Consider the following 17,320-nt stretch of genomic DNA (forward strand, 5'->3'; position numbering starts at 1 on the left):
AACAAAAAGAAGATATAGTACTAAGAGGTAGCTTTAATGTACTTCCCTACATAGATTTACGTTTGAAAAGCATGAATTATTACACGAATCCCCTGATTGCTTGCCGAAAAAACATTTGAATTATTGATAGTCAGCTACCTTATTTTACTCAAAAAAATGTATATAGCCTAAATGTAATAAATCAAACCGAAATCAGAATATACATAAAACTCTTTATCAGTAGAGATAAGAAACTTTTACCTCTTTACTTTTAAGGGAATACCTTAAAAGGATTAAATTGGATAATTTTCAAGGCATAATCTCCTTTTCAGATCAAAAATAGCTGCAGCATTTAATTTATCTAAAAAAACAATCCTAAAATACCTCGATAGCCATTTTTTAGGTTAATTTAGCTCTTTGAGCTCCTATAGATCCAAAAAACAAATAGGAGGCTAAACTTCACCTCTTAAAAAAACAATTTCTATCGCATGATTATCTTAGAGCATCCTGTATCTGGTTTCCCTACTCTTGTTGCTGGTAAATATATCTTTACGCATCAAGAATGTTTTACTTTAGAACAATCTCCAGAGTACTTTAAAAAACTCCAAGTAGACCCAGTTGTTGTACAACAAATTAAAACAGCCTTTAAAGACAATCAAAGCAAGCTTAAAAATGGGCAAGAAAATTGGCAAGAGATTTGTTTGACTGCTCCTTGGGATATCTTAAGAGAATTAGCTAAGATGGATGATATAACTTTGTTAGAATTACTAGCTTACAACCAAGATCCTTTTATCAAAATACAAGTAGCCAAACACAATCACCCAAGTCTTTTAACTCTTTTAGCAAAAGATGAAAACAACCTAGTGAGGCAACAAGTTGTAGAGCACTTTCACCCGGATATTCTACTTGCTTTAGCCAAGGATCCTTGTGAAATTGTAAAACAGAAAATTTGTGCTTTTAAGGATGTTTCCATCCTTAAATTAATGATCGATGACTCTAGTGCAACAATTAGAGCACAAATCGCTAAGACAAGATCCCAGGAGTTATTTGATGCCCTGTATAAAGATCAAAGCCTTCTAGTAAAACTAGAACTATGTAAGCATCCTGACAAAGAAAATTTAGAAAAATTAGCCCTTGATTCTAATTACATTATACGCACCCAAGTTGCTAAACATAATATAAAAGACATATTAGAAGTACTAAAAAAGGATTCTCATCCTAGTGTTAGAGCTCAAGTAGCCTCTCACTATCACTTAGACATCCTTGAAACCCTTAAAGCAGATTCCAATAAAATAGTAGCTAAGCAAGCTAAGAAAACCTATCGTTTACATCACCCTGGTATTTTTAGAAAATGGTTTAACCTAGTATTCCAACCCAAAAAAACGACTACTTTATCTTTAGATAAATAGAAGCTAAATATAAAAACATACAACTTTTTCCTATAAAAAAAGCAAGCCTTTTTAGAGCTTGCTTTTCATTTTTATAATTACTTTCTATCTGTTTTTAAGTTTAATTGGCTTTCCAAAAAGACCACTGCTTTCCATCAAAAATACAAAGCATTTTACTATCGGTGTCATAGGCTATAGTACCAGGAGAAGGACTTAGCATATTTAAATGAGGACTTTTCACCTTGGGTAATACCATTGCTCTTTGGGTAGACTCTAAAACTAAGACCCCATCTGCATCACTTTGGGTATTGCCTATAATTACATTTTGGAAACTAGTATTTTCTTGTAAGCCTGCTTGAGTAGGAACCTCTCCTGTTTTTACCGAGAGATCTACCCACTGACTTTCAGAACCTGCTTTAAAATACTTTACTTTTTTCTCCTGAGCATCAAAAAGTAGGGTTCCACCCACTAGATTATTCCCCTGTGGTAAGGCAGTTACCCAAGGTAGTATGATTCCCCTTGTTTCATCTGGATTAAAATCCAATAGCACACTAGCATTTTCATTGGTAAATTTACCAATAGAACTCTGGGCTAAGATACTTGGAGCTCCTATAAAAAAAAGTAGTACTACTCCAAGAATTGAAAATTTTATATTGTAAGTCATATTTAAATTGCATTGATTAAACTATTCAGTCTTGAGAATTTTACTCATCCACACATGCCTGTACTAGACAACCCCAATCTTGGCCATTGTATAACATTAGGCATTCTAAAGTGGTATTATAAACTAACATCCCCTCTACTGGGCTAAGACTTTCCATTTGTGTATTAGTCAAGCGAGTTACCACAAAACCTTTGGTAGTAGATTCCAATACCACAAAAGCATTAGATCTAGTTGACATCCAAGAACCATCTTGACGATTCAAACTACTTACTCCAAAAAAAGCATCTTCTTGGAAAATGTTCCCGCTATCCCCTACCACTGGCTCATAATAACATACCTCACAATAAGGAAGTGTTTCTGTACCATAAGTATCTCTTGTGGTTTGACTTAGACAATTATCTAAAGATTCACTTACAAACTCATAGCTCAGGTAAAGATCCATAGGCTTTTTACCCAAAGATGGATTAGATGGGTCTATGTCCTCCATTTGAACATCTTCTAAATTTGGACTTTTTATCTTTATATAAATCGTATGCTCCCCTTGTGGTATATCAAAGTCACTTATCATTACCATTCCTGGCTCACTACTATCTAAAATAGAAGAAGACAAGTCTAATGTTGGAGAGCTCAAAGAATTAGCCACAAAACTAAATTCTGGATTAAAATCAATTAATACAGACATTAGATCTATATCAAAAGCATTAGGATTTTTCAAAGTCCAACTAAGTAGCATCTCTTCTTTTGGAGAATAGCATAATACAGGGAAAGAAAAATCCACTACTTCCAATGGTAAAGGTCTAAAATCAGGATCTCCACTTGCATTTGTACGAGTTGGACTACACTGTTCTTGAAAGCGGTCACAACTCAATAATTCTTTTGTTTTAGAAGGATCCACATGAGAGGCATAATTCATTTTAGCTTGATTCTCATATACCCCAGCCACAGCATTAGTATCAAATACCGCCCTAGCCCTAAAGGTTAAAGTGGAAGAACCTTCTACTACAAGGCCATTTATACTTAAGGTATTAGAATCCTTATAGTCATTTACCGTAGCACCTTGCAAAGCAGAATCCTCTACCGATAAAGACTCCTGCACCCACTTCATTCCCTGTGGCAATACATCTTCAAAATTAACAGAGTAAGGAAAACAGTTTATGTTTGTCACTCTAAAGGTGAAACTCACCTCATCACATAAGTTCACTTCAAAAGGCGCCTGTTTTGTAAACACTAATCCTTCTTCGTTTGGCGGTGGTGGCAATGGTGCACAAGTAAAGTCAATTGGTCCTATACCCAAACTAGCACTACCGCCATTTGGAGCACCAGTATAGGAGTGTACAACGTAAATTTTTTCCACTGGGGTATCAAATTCTACATGCATTCTACCATTTTTATTGGTATAACCGCTATATCTCTTATTTCCAAGTGCTTTATTCCCCTGTATGGTATAACTACTTTTTTGTTCGCTTTGCACATAACTAAGTGTAGGAGCTATCTTACCATCCGAACATAATCCATATACCTCTACCTCATCTATTCTTCTACCACTGAGATCAATATCAAATATTTCAAAGGATGCTTGAGCAGAAACTCCTGATCCATTTTGAGTTAAGATGATTTCAGTAGTCATTTTATTAGACCCTGCCTTTCTTGTTCTAAGTTGACGCAATGAGTTATAACTAAATGCCCTCGGGTAATAAGTGTAAAAAGAAGAAGGAGACTCTATAGATACATTTACTTTAGCTTGGAACTGATCTCCTAAGTCATAAGTATTGGACTGAGAACCTTTTGGCCAATTTTGACTAGTAAACGAAAGAGTCTTTATCCCTTGGAATTCACACGGAATACAATGGGAATCCTTTTCTTTTCCAGCAAAAGAAATATAGATCACTTTATCTTTTTCAAATTTATAATTAGTCTTATGTACTCCATCTTGGTAGTACATTGGAATGGCAGCATCCCAACTATTTTGACTGATTTTATCTGCTGAATCAGCCACGAGCATAGTTACATCCCAACTAGATCCGTCGTATGGAAAATTCACTCCACCTGCTTGTACTAAGATGGACTGATCAAAATTGGTATTATCCACAAGCCATACCCTACCGCTAAGTTTAGAGTCAAAAGCCCCACAAATATCGGCTAAGTCCCCAATATCGACAGTGGTTAATGCCGCATTGTTGTGTCCCCATGTAATAGCAGATCTATCCACAAGAATATTACCCAACTCTGGATCAGCGCCTAATTTGCTTCCAACTCCCATGTGAAGCATAGAACCAACGTCTGTACTTTTAGCCTGTTTGTTATACAACTCTGTACTATCATCTCTTACTACAGAGGCTACATTATTATGGTAGTTTCTATGAATGGCATCGTCTCCATTCCAAATAGATGCATTATTAGACAATAAATAATCAAAATTCCTATCAGTAGAGTTCTTATCTAAATCAATGGTAATAGCGTATTTAAGACCTAAATAAGAGTTAATTCTTGTTTTTTCATTGTCATTCAATTGTCTTTCATAAAGAATTACCTCAGGCATAACTCCTTGTAAATAATAAGTTTCGGAAGAACTTCCTAAACCTAGCATTCCAGGACCATTCATTAACACTTTATCATGTGTATGTCTAGTTGTTTCAGAATGCCCTCCATCAAATTCAAAGGTCATATCCTTACCCACATTCCAATGATAACCAGCAATAGTTGTTGCACCAGGAGTAAATAACCTTGTAGGGCTATTGGTTAGTCCAGTAGATCCAACGCGTCCAAAACCATCTGTACCTCCACTGTTTTTCAACACTCCAAAGGAAGGTCTTCTTCCATTAGTAGACTGTCTTATATCACCAAAGCCAATAAAGTATGCCCTATCTGTGTCGAAATTATGGTTTACAACAGCGTAAAAAGAGACCTTCTCTGGAGAGGCTACACTCATAGCGGCTTTGTCTGTAATTAAATAATCCTTTCTACTTCTAAATAAAGGTGTAGGGTGAAAGTTTGTTCTCTCCTCATATTGCAAATATAAAGGCGCAGATTTATTTGCTGTTTTTCTTCTATAAGCAGTACCAAAACCAGCATAATCCGACCAGTTAGTTATTTCTCCTTTATTGTTGGTAGAAATAGTTTGGTCTTGAGAGGCATTAAGCCACATACGAAGTCCATCACCTACCCCACCTGGAGCCACCGCATCAAAAGCAAAACCTATATAATCTCCATCGTTAATTAAGGCATTTCTAATTTCTCCATCTTCTGGTTTATAAATTCTGGTTTGACTAGGAGCAAAATTACTATCTGAACTCACCAATAGCCAACTACCTAGCCCAATACGGGCATTAATAGTATAAGAGCTTTGCCCAGTAACTTTTGCACGCATTTTATAGGAGAAAATATTGCTCAATTTCTCCTGATGTACTACTCCTGTTCTAGGGTCTGTATAAACCTGTAAGGTATAATTGGCAAAAGAAGTACCTACTGGGTGGGAATATGCCGTTCTTCCCTCTTGCCCATTTGCTCCTAAAACTAAGGCTGTTTTATCTTGTAGTACAGATCTATTTTCTTGGTTTGTTTCTTGAAACTCCCCTTTGGAAATAGCTAAGGAAGCATTGCTACTATTCTTAGACTGCTTTTGATATAAACCTCCTTGGTCATCTCTAGCTATACCTACTATATCCTTAGTATATCCAGAATAACCTTGATTTTGCATATCGTAAATAGTAGTATTATCCGATAATACATATTTATTTTGACTGTTATCTAAAGTGATACCATATTTAATAGCTAAATGGGAATTTAATTTATTAAGCTCCTCAGAACTTAATTCAACACCATTACTACCTCCAGGTCTAGAAATAAGAATTACCTCCATTACTTCACCAAAAAATGGATTCGCTGCGCTACTTTTGGCATTACTTGATCCAATTACACTTAAGTCAGGTATGGCTTTTAAAACTGTGTTAGATAGTGATGTAGTACTTCGAAGCCCATTTAAATACATTTGAGGAGTTGGAGAATCGCCTTGATTTTTATTAGGGATAGAATAAATAGAGATACCGAATCCTTCACTGGTAAAATTACTCGTAGTGCTGTTATTTACATAAAGCATCTTAGTAGCATCATTACCAGTACCCGCAATCCATCCTGTAGTAGCTCCATCATAAAGACTAAACACACTAGCTTTGTTGGCTGGATCAGTGTAACTATTATTATCTAATCGAGACACATAAATAGCAAAATAAGAACGGTCCGCGTAGGCAGTAAAGTTTTCTCTGGTTTGTAATTTACGTGTATTATTGACAATCTCACTACTTTCATCTTCCCTATAGAACTCCACTGCAGGATGATAGTTCATCGCTGTAGAACTATATCTTGGCACAGATCCCGTTGTATTTATAAAGTCTCGTGTTTGACCACTCTTATCTAGCCAACTACTAACAGGAGAACCATCTTTTAAATTAGATAATCCCGTATTGTCTGCAGATAGCCAAAATTCCACCGCTACATTTCCTACGCCTCCAATAAAGTTTTGTTTTGTAAAAGCAAAACCTATGTAGTCTCCATCGTTTATTATAACTTCTTTACACAAACCGCTCTCTATTTTATAAATCCTAGTTTGACTAGGGTCAAAATTTTCACTAGACCCCACTAAAAGCCAGTCTCCCATACCTGCGCTGACCTCTAAAGTAAAAGAGTTTTTACCAGTTGTTTTAGAGCGGTATACTTTATTATAACGATCTGTAATATTTTGTGGTCCACCAGGCCCGCTACCTAAGGTATAATTTAAGAAAGAAGTTCCATTGCTATGGTTATAAGTACTGGTTCCAAGTAAAGCATTTGTTCCAAAAACAATAGCTTGTTTATTGTCCAAAACAGAAGTGTTCTCTTTATTGGTATCCATAAACTCTCCTAAAGAGACTGCCAAAGTATTATCCTGAGCACTTGTAGATTGCTTTTGATAAAGTCCACTTGCATCATCTCTAGCTATACCAAATACGTCCTTTTTATAGGAAGAGTATCCTGAATTGGAGCGATCAAATACTACAGTTCCATCCGCTAAAATATATTGATTTTGCTGTTCTGATAAGGGAATCCCATATTTAAGGGCTAAGGCTGAGTTTATTTTTTCTAATTCTTGCGAACTAAGTACACTACCCGACGATCGGGAAAGAACAATAATCTCCATTATTTGTCCATAAAAATTATCGGTGGAAGAAGTTGCAGTTGCACTGCTCGAACCAATAATACTTATTCCATTCATAGAACCAGTGTTAATCTGTCTTGCCGGCATGCTAGTAGAACTCGGCAAAGCATTTAAAATCTGTTGTTGTGGATTTCCTTGGGCTGTATTTGGAATTTGTACTATTCCTATTCCATATTGCTCTGTTAAATTACTATTTATATAGTCAGTATTTCTTGTTTCATGCCACAGCTTCTTGCCATTTGCCCCAGTACCTGCGATCCATCCGAAATTAGCATAAGTTAAAGCTAACAAACTAAAGACAGAGGTTGTATTAGAAGATGTAGTGTAATTACTATTATCCAATCTGGAAACATAAATAACATAATAAGCCTTGCCTACATCAAATCTAAAATTATCGACCGAAGTTAGTTTTCTCCTATTATTATGAGTTACATTAGTCAAGGTTTGATCATAATAAAAATCAACTGCATTATGGTAATTCATAAAAGACATTAAATACCTAGGAGATAATCCATTGGTATTTTCAAAATCCCTATTTTTTCCAGAGTAGTCTTTCCAAAACAGTACATCCTGTCCATCATTTAAATCTAAATTACCCATTTGATCCGCAGAAAGCCAATATTCCACTTCCACATTACCTATTCCTCCAGGTGTCTGAGCATATGCTTGATAGAAGCAAAAGCAAAAAAATAACAAACTAAGTATTTTTCTCGTCATAATTTCCTGTCATTAAATTATCCCTACCATTTAAATAAAGCAAACATCATTAAATTAATTAATTTTAACATAATTAAACAATTAAATTAACTATTTTAGATAATTAATACTACATAAATAGTAAAAAACACAACAAACACCACAGTTCAAATACAATAATACAACCTATGTATTAATCACAGTAGCGGCAATACATAAAAAGTTATGGTCCCCTCTACCTTACAGGTTTTCTATGGTAATATTTCAAATTAAAATTTAAAATACAAAGGTTAATAATCCCCTTTCTTTTTATTAACTTTAACTCATAGACATTTCAATAATAACTAGATAAGAACAATCCAAAATTGATATAAATATGAAAAGCCAAATTTTAGAGCGTATTAAAGCTCTAGGTGGGGATACAACCAATTACCAACCTGGTACTCTACTTGAAGAGTTAACTAGTATAAATTTTGATGCCCAACTATATCCTAAATTTAAAAATGAGTCTTGGCACTTAGATGATGAGCAGCAACCTATTGTAGGATTAAGTGATTATATAAAAGAACATCTAGATCTTTTTTACAATAACAAAGAAAATTTTATGGAAAGGATTACCCAATACTTCTACTTTGACGTGGTGGATAATCATGGACAAAAAATTTGGACTTCTACTTTTTTCACTCCATTTGACCAGGCAACACTGGACTACCAAGAATGGAAAGAGGTATTTAGTAATAAAGAGAAATTAGATCTTTCCGCTTTTAAAAAAGTACTAGATGTAGATAATCCGAATTTTATTCAGATTTGCTTTGGCTTTTCCAATCCAGACCATTATTACGTTTTAGCCAATGATCCAAATAGTGACAATCCAACAGTATTTGCCACTGACCATAGTTCTTTCTTTGAAAAGGTAGAGGTAGTAGGTACTCTGGAAGAATTTTTAAATAGCTTTATGACTCCACAGGAATTTAAAGCGTTTGTAGAAAAAGCTATCACCAATTAATCCTTTATTAGGAGATAAATACAAATAGTATCCCTTGGCTATGTAAGTAGAACCTAGGAAGGATGCTATAAAAAAAGCCTCTTTAAATTATAATGTAATTTAAAGAGGCTTTTTACTATAAACCAAGGACAAACTTTCACAAGATTGCTTGTCAAGGGCAGCAGCTAAATGTTACTATCTATTATTTTCACTTCACTCAAAAGTCTTTTGTGTACTAATCTAACCTTTCTAAGATCCTACAAGAATTATATCTTTTGAGCTACTTTTATCCATCTTGTTATTGTTGGTCTAGATACGTTTTAAAATACCCACATTCCTTAATTACCTCTTGGTAATACTTTGTATCCCTATAAAGGTTATATAAATCTTGAAAACCTTGCCATGCTAAAAAAGCTGTATCATCCCCATAGATCATAGAGAAATAATTGTTACGCAAGTATTTTTGATTGTAGAATTCATTTCTTTGAATTTTTGCTAGTAGATAGGCAATCTTGGCTTTTTGCTCGTTATCACTAGCATTATTAAACGCAAGGGTATAATACTTCTTAGCCAAGTCCATATTTAAAATATATTTCTGGGTTTGCTCTTCTATGTAATTACTATTTTCTGCAAATAATCTACTGTCGTAAAACATACGTGCATTCCCAAAATAAGTAGTATTATAAAATGCATTCCCAAGTAAGAGTGCATTATTATATACCTCTTGATTTTGTGCAATTTTATCCTGCATTTCTATCATCTTTTGCAAAAATGTTTCCTTGGTATACTTTACAGATTGTTTGGCCGCATGATCGCAATCATTACAGTCTTTAATCTTACCATTAAAGGGATTACCTAAAAGCTCATAATCTTTAAGCTTATAGGTATAATCTTGGCCGAAATAATCTTTCTTAGTCACCGAAGTGGCTTTCTGCATATAAGCCAAGCTCTCTTGTAGCTTATCTTGATAAAACAATAGAATAGCTTTTTGTTGGTAGAGCTCTTGTAAATAAATTGGATAATTTTCCAGTAGAATTTTCTCCCAAGCATTAAAGCTTCCTTTACTTAAGAAATCCTCCATAGCCTGAGTATTTTCCAAACTATCATAAAAGGATAAATTAGGGGATACTATCTCGCTTAATACCCTTTGGCCCTCTTTTAGGTATAAGTCAGCTAATTTTTGTCTTACCCAGCTTTGACCAAAGGAGTATCTAAAGGAAGACTCCTGAGCCACTTGGTCTTTGTTTAAGTCATTCAATAGCCACTGCAAATCATCTAACAATCCCGTAGGACCTTGAATACTTATAGACTGTAACTGATCCACTTGATTGATTATCTCAAACAATCTTATCTGTTGACTTACTAAAGGGCTTTTAATTTCAAGGGTTTTAGCCTTATTTAAAAGCTCAGCTGCCTTAGTATTATTACCTTGTAAAATACACAAATAACCACTGGCAATTTGCCATAAAGCAGGATTGTGTAACTGCTTTGTACTTTGGGCAGTCTTTTGGATCCAATCTACCTTGTTCTTATCTAAAACAGTGTTTACTTTCTTTAGGTATTCCTTTTTATTCTTAAAATCTTTAGGGTTTAATTCTGTTACCTCAGCCTCTTTTAGGTTAATCCATCTAGTTAATAAAAAGTCTAAATGCTTACTTCCAGGGTCAACAGCATATATTTTTTGCATGGCCTCTAGGGTTTGATCCATAGTATAATATCCATACAAAGCCCATAAAGCAGCCTTAGTACTTGAATTGTCTATTGTTTGAGCAAGCCCCTCTATATCCTTTTGAGGTAGAGCTTTAAAATTGTATAAAGCCACTTGTCTAAGTACTGGACTTTGATCAAATACCTCAGCGAAGATCCTATTGCTATTTTGGTAGTCTCCTACTTGATAATAAGCTCCTCCAACATACCCTAGAGCTCTATAGTATAGCTCATTTTTAGGCTGACTATCCTTAGTGGCTAAAAAGAAATCCACTACAGCATAGCGATTTTCACTATAAAAGTAAGCTTTCATTACTTGAAACCACAGGCGGTTTTTCAAGAAATCATCCAAATCCTCATTAATAGCTACTTGGTCAAAATAGGCACCTTCCACAGCCTGAGCTATATCTCTATCTAATAAAACAGCTTGATAAGAATCATAATCCCAATAGTCATAGCTTTGAGTGGAGTAAAACTCTAGTTTTTTTGCCAGATTTAAAAAGGTTAAAAACCCCACTACCTTTTTATTTTTATAGTCCCATTCTCTTTCTATTTTGGGAGCTAAACCCATAAAATAATCCTCAAAACTCAATTGCTCACTTGGGGTAAATAATAAACATTCTTCTATGTCTTTTTCAGGTACTAAGCCCTTTAAGTATTCTTTCCAGTCCTCTAGCATACCTGGAGTGAACATGGAAACATTATCCATGGAAGAATAATCGTAAAATTTGTCATAAGGAGCGTAAAACAGCGGCTTATAAGACTCATCTGCAAAAGCCTCTGGGGTTAAAACAGAATGATCTGAATAATCCCACCAACCATCAGCGCAACCATAAGAATAAATGCCATAGCTAAGGCTAAGGCCAAAGGCACTAATGATACACCAAGTCTTGTAAAGTCTGTTTTTCATAGCTAGATAAGTTTATTTCATTAAGATCATATAGTAAAATATCTAAAGTAGAGCTTTGGGCATTTTGCTTTAAATCTTGTATCATTTCTTGGAGCTGATGCTCTTTAATATGTTCTAATTTTAATTCCTGTCCTTTTTGGATTAATTTATTTTTCACCATAGTTTGGTCCTTTGCCACAAAAATATTTGCTGTTTTTGCTACCAAAAGAGGGTTGTTTTTTAAGTCTTCTATACTCATACCATTTAAAAGCCCCACTACTTTATCCTTTTGGCTAATTACCACCCAGGAATAAATGGGTAAGGCATAAGATAAAGGCAAAGGATAATTTTTCAGATTCCCTATATAAGACTTAGCTACCTCTCTGTTATAAATGGAGTTAAGAGTATCATTAGAGATAGCCGACATATTATAATACATCAAGACACCATAATCCACATTGGGTATACCTGTTTTGTTTGCATATTTTATTTGATGTAAACGAATAGTACAGGAAATGCGTTTATTACTGGATTTTTTAATATGATCAATCAAAGAGAAAAAAGCTTGTTTACTTTGAAGAGTCCAATCACAATCTAATTGTATCTCATTGATAGATAAGTTGTTCTTTTTGTTTATCTGGTCTATAAAATCCACAATTTGGTGAGCGAGTTGTCCAAGATCTATATCTTTTTTGAGCATTACTTCATTCTTGATATATACTACAGGAATAATATTTTGCTCTATTAAAGAGTCTTTAAATATAATCGGAGCAATAGGAATGGCTTTACCATTTTTAAGGCCTATATCTAAATAGCGCACATAGAGTTTAGAGCTATTAAAATCCTTTAAATATTCTTTTTCTTTATCTTTTAAGTTAAATATTGTTTTCCAATAATAAAAAGAAATTGTATTTTCTATATCCTCTTTATCCTTGGGTTTCGAACAGCAAACCACAAAGATAAGCAGGAAGAATATCCCTATTTTTTTATACATAGTAGCGTTTATATTACAGAGATAAAATTACGCTTTTTTGGCAAAGGTGTATACTTTTTCTTCTAGTGGTTTATGGCTATTTTTAACTTATGATTTTCCAATTTTACTTTGAAGTCCGAAGTAGAATTATAGGTTAAAAGCTCTACATAAAAAACTTTATATTGAATTATTGTAGTACATATTTACAAAGTACACTCCCTAAGAATAGATTATAGGATAATCTGCTAACCAAGAGATTTTATTTGGATCAAAGGAATAGAAAAAAATAAGTAACAAAATAAAAACTTTCATATACAGATACCTATATTGTTTTACTCTACAAGTACATTATTACTATCATAAGCAAAGGAAATATGGAGTATGAGCATTTTTGATGTATACTTAGTAGTATTGTATGATTATAATATTCTGCTTATGACTGGATCATTGACCATATTATTAATTTTTACCGCTATAGCTACAGGCGTATAAATATCCATCTTTGTCTCTGGTGTCTCTATAGAAACAATAAGAGAGTATCGTATATAATTGTTATATTTTTCTTTCTTCTTAAGATTCTTCCACCATCCCGAAGCTTTTGGATACACAGCTATTTTATTACATTGGGCGATTTCTACTGCAGTTCCTTGGATAAAATTGCTATGTATGGATCCTTTAAAATTAGATCCAAAAAACCATCTTGAATCTTGACTTGGAGGTATTTTAGCGTTTTCCTCTCTCTCTTTCGCGTTGATTCTTTTTTTAAAATTCTCAAAATCCTCCGTTGGTTTAATGACTTTAAACTCTAGTGCAGTAGATTGATAGGCATAAGCAGTGGAGTAGCCTCGATCACCTGGATTGGGCTCTATAAAATAGGATAATGTCACTTTAAGTTTAACTTGGGCATCTCCTAAACTTTCTAATACATCTTTTGGCCAGGGCAATTCATAATAATGAATTTCATTAGTTTTTACAGTACCTGCCTCCAGTTTATAAGGTTTTAGCTTATTTTCTGCTATTAAAGTTAAATAGCTATTTTTACAACCTGCAGCTTTATCAAAATTAGGTATACCATACCCAATCCTTCTTAATAACTCTTGTTTACTTTTAACTTTACTAATATCAATGTTAAACTGCTTAATCATTTCTTGTTTCCAATCTGCCGAATGAATTAATAACCCCCTTATAGTTTCATTCCAAGCTTGTGGATAGTGTGACTTCAATCTTGCTAAAAAGTTAGAAGCTAAAGCAGTTGCTGCACTTGTTGCATTAAAAGATTTTAACTTATTCATTCCCGCTATATGTGAAAGAGTTAATAATTCTAACTCTTGATCCAAGTCTATAGCATTTTCCCGTTTAATAGCATTACCTCCTTCAAAAACAACTTCTGGTTTTATCGGCCAATTACTTTCCCAACTAGCAGAAGTTGTACTAAATGGTGATAATTCAAATTTTTGGGCTACAGTCTCAACCGTATCACTTACCTTTTCAGTATAAGCACCTATAGTTAATGTATTCCATGCCTGAGCAGGACTCTCAACAGAAAGATTTAGATTGCTTTCAGGGTAATTTAACCAATCAGCTTCCTCTCTTACATTACCTGCACTAATTACAAATAACTTAGGATCATCATCTTCACTTCCGCTTATAATATTATCTACTGTGGCTGACCAAGTAGAAGGTTTGCCAAAATCATTTTGATTAACTGCAGTAACAGCCATACAGTATGTCCTTTGATAGATAGGATTATTAATCAATGCTCTATTTACCGCATCCATGGTAACATAATGCCATTGATTTTGCGGTATTACCCCTTGTGGCGGTAGTATTTTAACAGACTCAATTTTGTGGGTTAAAGCAAAACGTTCGTTAGATTCTAACACTTTTTTAAGGTTAGGATAAAGTATTAATCCTGCCATAGCAGTACCATGCCCCTTGTGACCAGCATCCGCAATTCCCCAATTATCATCTGTTGTTAATTTATCTTTATCATGTAAGAAATCTCGAATAAGTACATGGTCATTATTCACCCCAGAATCTAATATTGTAACCACATTTGTAGAATCGGTATAGTCTATTCTATCTTTTAAATCGTTAATATATTCTTCCCTATCCCGCGTAGATAGATCCTTAGTCCAAAAACTATTTAATTCTTCAGCTCTTCTTATTTCAGCAATGTTATCACATGAATTGAAAAAGGAGTTTAACTGTAGGCCATTTGCTCTAACTGTAATAACAGTGCGTTCAGGGAAAAAAGTCTTTCTTCACTATATTTTATATTGTAAAACTCACAAAGTTTAAAAATATATTCTAATAGTTCATCAGTAAAGTTATTTTGATCCAATGCAAACCAAAGTTCACACCATACTGCCTCTTCGGTGGGTAACAACTCTAATTGACTATTCCAGACGTCTTTCAGTGATGCGCGAGAAATAGATTCAATTTTATCTACTAAAGGCTTATGTTTAGGCAAACCTGCTTTAGTCTGCTCTGTTAAATATTGGCTAAGCTTTTTTAATAAACTCATCCTTTTACTCTCAGGGATAAATACGGAAGCTTCTTGAATATTATTATATGTCTTCAATTTTAATAACACACCACCATTACTACTCAAAGAACCTATCTCCAAAGTTTGATCTACCGCTCCTTTAAATATTATATATTCACCTTCCCGAATACTTGGATTATTAATAATTGCAAGATTATCTCTATTATTGTCGAAATTCTGCCAAATCTGTTGTAATTCACTTAATAAACTATTTCCATGTTGCTCTCTATCTCTAATTGGGAGTTCTTTTGGGAGATAGCTTGAACGTGGCCTAGTATAGTCCTTACTAACTACGACATGTTGCACAAACAAGTGTTTCTTAATTTCATTTGGCATAAGCTACTTAGTTATAAAAGTTGATAGGTTTGCTTTCTATCTATAATCATCTGTAACAGTAATTTTTGAGAAACCTGCTTCTTATTATCTAAAATGATTTCTTTAAGTGCGTCATTACACGCATTAGTAATTTCAGCATGACTAAGTCCAATTGCTTTATTTACTATAGGTTCTAGAGAATATCCTCCAAGAAAATCCCTTAGTTTAAGATGGATTAACCTTTCTATTTCCTCCTTAGTTGGAATATCGTAGTTTATTATATCGTCAAATCGCCTGAATAATGCAGAATCAAGAATTCTTAAGTTATTAGTAGCTCCGAAAATTAAACTTTCTGATTTATCTTGCTCTAAAAACTGTAAAAAAGAATTCAATACACGCCTCATCTCTCCAACTTCATTATCTCTTCCACGTTCTGCTCCTAATGCATCAAACTCATCAAAAAGATATACTCCTCTTTTTGAGACCATCATATCGAAGATTAACCTAAGCTTTGATGCAGTTTCTCCCATATACTTGGTAACTAATTTATCCATCATTACTACATATAAAGGAAGTTTAAGTTCTGATGCAATAACAGAAGCAGTTGCCGTCTTACCTGTTCCAGGTAATCCAGATAACAATACTTTACTCCTATTATGTAATCCAAATTTACTTAACTTATCTCTTTGTTTATATTCGCGGATAATGCGCTCTAACTTATTTACTACCTCATCAGATAAAATTAAATCACTTAATTGCATATCTGGATAATATACAAGTACTAAGTTACTGATATCAGGCGCTAGCTTTATAATATTAAATCCATCAGTATTAGATTTATCTACTAATTCCTTGATTTCTTTAGCAACAGTCATACTGCCCTTACGCGCTTCATGTGCTGCCATTTGAAGTGCGATAGAAGTGAATCTATCATTATCATTTTTATAATGAGACTCTAATAAAGATTTTATTTGTTCTGCTGTTGCCATGTTGCAAAATTACAATTATTTATTGACAGTAATGTATACAAAAAAGATCACATCTCAAAACTACAAAGCATGCCAATAACTATCTGTAGCTTAAGATCTTCTGATTATATTACTGACTAGATTAACTAGTATCTAAAGCTCTTTATTTTCAAGTAATAAAAGCAATTACTTTCCCTATTTTGAAGTAGCTTATATTTTTAAAATAGTTAATATTAAGCTTCCCCCCTATTCGACAAGATAACAAGGTGAATTTTATAAATCTATTGAAAAACATCAAAATAAGTCCAATATTCTTACATATATATATTTCACTACCATATCCTTAGTGAATATATTACAGGGCCACTTTTCCTCTAATAGCTTCTTTAAAAAGGTTAGACTTTATGCAAATTGCGTTCAAATAAAAGCAGTAATTGATCGTTCTCTTGTTTCACTGTTTTACTAGTGAAATTTAAACGATTCAATAATTTAATAGCGTTAGGGTTTCTAGCATCCGTTAAAGCGTATATGCATGAATGGCTAGTAGCTAATTGAGTTATAAAAGCCGATCCTGCTTCAAAGGCATATCCTTTATCACAGTATTCAGGCAAAAACGCAAAGCCAATATCATAGTAATCTAAATTATCTCTTTTAATAAGGCTAATAAGTCCCATTTTATTATGGGTTACTTTATCCAAAACACACCAGAAAAACATATGTTTACTATGAAGTATCAATTGTATGTAATCTAAGGCTTGATCTTTGGTGTGTATATGTTTATCGCCAATATACATCAGCCAATTTGGAGTATTGACTAATTCAAAAATAAACCTAGCATCCCCTACTTGCAAAGGCAATATATCTAATCTATGGGTGGTTATCGCTTTTGATTCGCTCATAATGGTTTATTAAATAGTATACTCTTGCTCTATTATATGTTTTACTATATACATAAAGCCTTAATAACTAGGGAGAAATACCTAGTAAAAGTACATTTTTTTATTTCCCCTTTTATGT

The 17,320-nt window shown here is 33.7% G+C and carries 10 protein-coding genes; 2 read left to right on the forward strand and 8 right to left on the reverse strand.

What is annotated here, in order from left to right; translation table 11 throughout:
- Positions 1–467 precede the first annotated feature (467 nt).
- Positions 468–1,388, forward strand: a complete 921-nt coding sequence (locus ACYSNM_RS10940) for a hypothetical protein (protein WP_461756944.1) — start codon at positions 468–470, stop codon at positions 1,386–1,388.
- 100 nt (positions 1,389–1,488) lie between these two features.
- Here ACYSNM_RS10940 and ACYSNM_RS10945 read toward each other — a convergent pair whose 3' ends face one another.
- Together ACYSNM_RS10945 and ACYSNM_RS10950 are read right to left on the reverse strand one after the other, a co-directional pair.
- Positions 1,489–2,031: a hypothetical protein gene (locus tag ACYSNM_RS10945; RefSeq protein WP_461756945.1), complete on the reverse strand. Its 543-nt coding sequence runs from the start codon at positions 2,029–2,031 to the stop codon at positions 1,489–1,491.
- 40 nt (positions 2,032–2,071) lie between these two features.
- A complete protein-coding gene (locus ACYSNM_RS10950; protein WP_461756946.1) occupies positions 2,072–7,939 on the reverse strand; it encodes a hypothetical protein in 5,868 nt (1,955 codons plus the stop codon).
- 355 nt (positions 7,940–8,294) lie between these two features.
- Between ACYSNM_RS10950 and ACYSNM_RS10955 the strand changes: the two genes are divergently transcribed.
- Positions 8,295–8,924, forward strand: coding sequence for a hypothetical protein (locus tag ACYSNM_RS10955; RefSeq protein ID WP_461756947.1), 630 nt, complete (start codon positions 8,295–8,297; stop codon positions 8,922–8,924).
- A 277-nt stretch (positions 8,925–9,201) separates the two neighbouring features.
- Here the strand turns inward: ACYSNM_RS10955 and ACYSNM_RS10960 are convergent, their stop codons facing one another.
- The 6 genes from ACYSNM_RS10960 to ACYSNM_RS10985 all read right to left on the reverse strand — a co-directional run bounded on the left by ACYSNM_RS10960 (position 9,202) and on the right by ACYSNM_RS10985 (position 17,202).
- Complete coding sequence (locus tag ACYSNM_RS10960) at positions 9,202–11,520, reverse strand: hypothetical protein (RefSeq protein WP_461756948.1); 2,319 nt, start codon at positions 11,518–11,520, stop codon at positions 9,202–9,204.
- Positions 11,483–12,493, reverse strand: a complete 1,011-nt coding sequence (locus tag ACYSNM_RS10965; protein ID WP_461756949.1) for a hypothetical protein — start codon at positions 12,491–12,493, stop codon at positions 11,483–11,485. Before ACYSNM_RS10965 ends, ACYSNM_RS10960 begins: the two co-directional genes overlap by 38 nt.
- Before the next feature lie 398 nt (positions 12,494–12,891).
- A complete protein-coding gene (locus ACYSNM_RS10970; RefSeq protein ID WP_461756950.1) occupies positions 12,892–14,526 on the reverse strand; it encodes a S8 family peptidase in 1,635 nt (544 codons plus the stop codon).
- Positions 14,527–14,675: 149 nt separating this feature from the next.
- Positions 14,676–15,326, reverse strand: a complete 651-nt coding sequence (locus tag ACYSNM_RS10975; RefSeq protein WP_461756951.1) for a hypothetical protein — start codon at positions 15,324–15,326, stop codon at positions 14,676–14,678.
- A 41-nt stretch (positions 15,327–15,367) separates the two neighbouring features.
- Positions 15,368–16,324, reverse strand: coding sequence for an AAA family ATPase (locus ACYSNM_RS10980; RefSeq protein ID WP_461756952.1), 957 nt, complete (start codon positions 16,322–16,324; stop codon positions 15,368–15,370).
- 374 nt (positions 16,325–16,698) lie between these two features.
- A complete protein-coding gene (locus ACYSNM_RS10985) occupies positions 16,699–17,202 on the reverse strand; it encodes a GNAT family N-acetyltransferase (RefSeq protein WP_461756953.1) in 504 nt (167 codons plus the stop codon).
- Between the last annotated feature and the right edge of the window lie 118 nt (positions 17,203–17,320).

The sequence above is a fragment of the Myroides sp. LJL116 genome, from assembly GCF_054871685.1.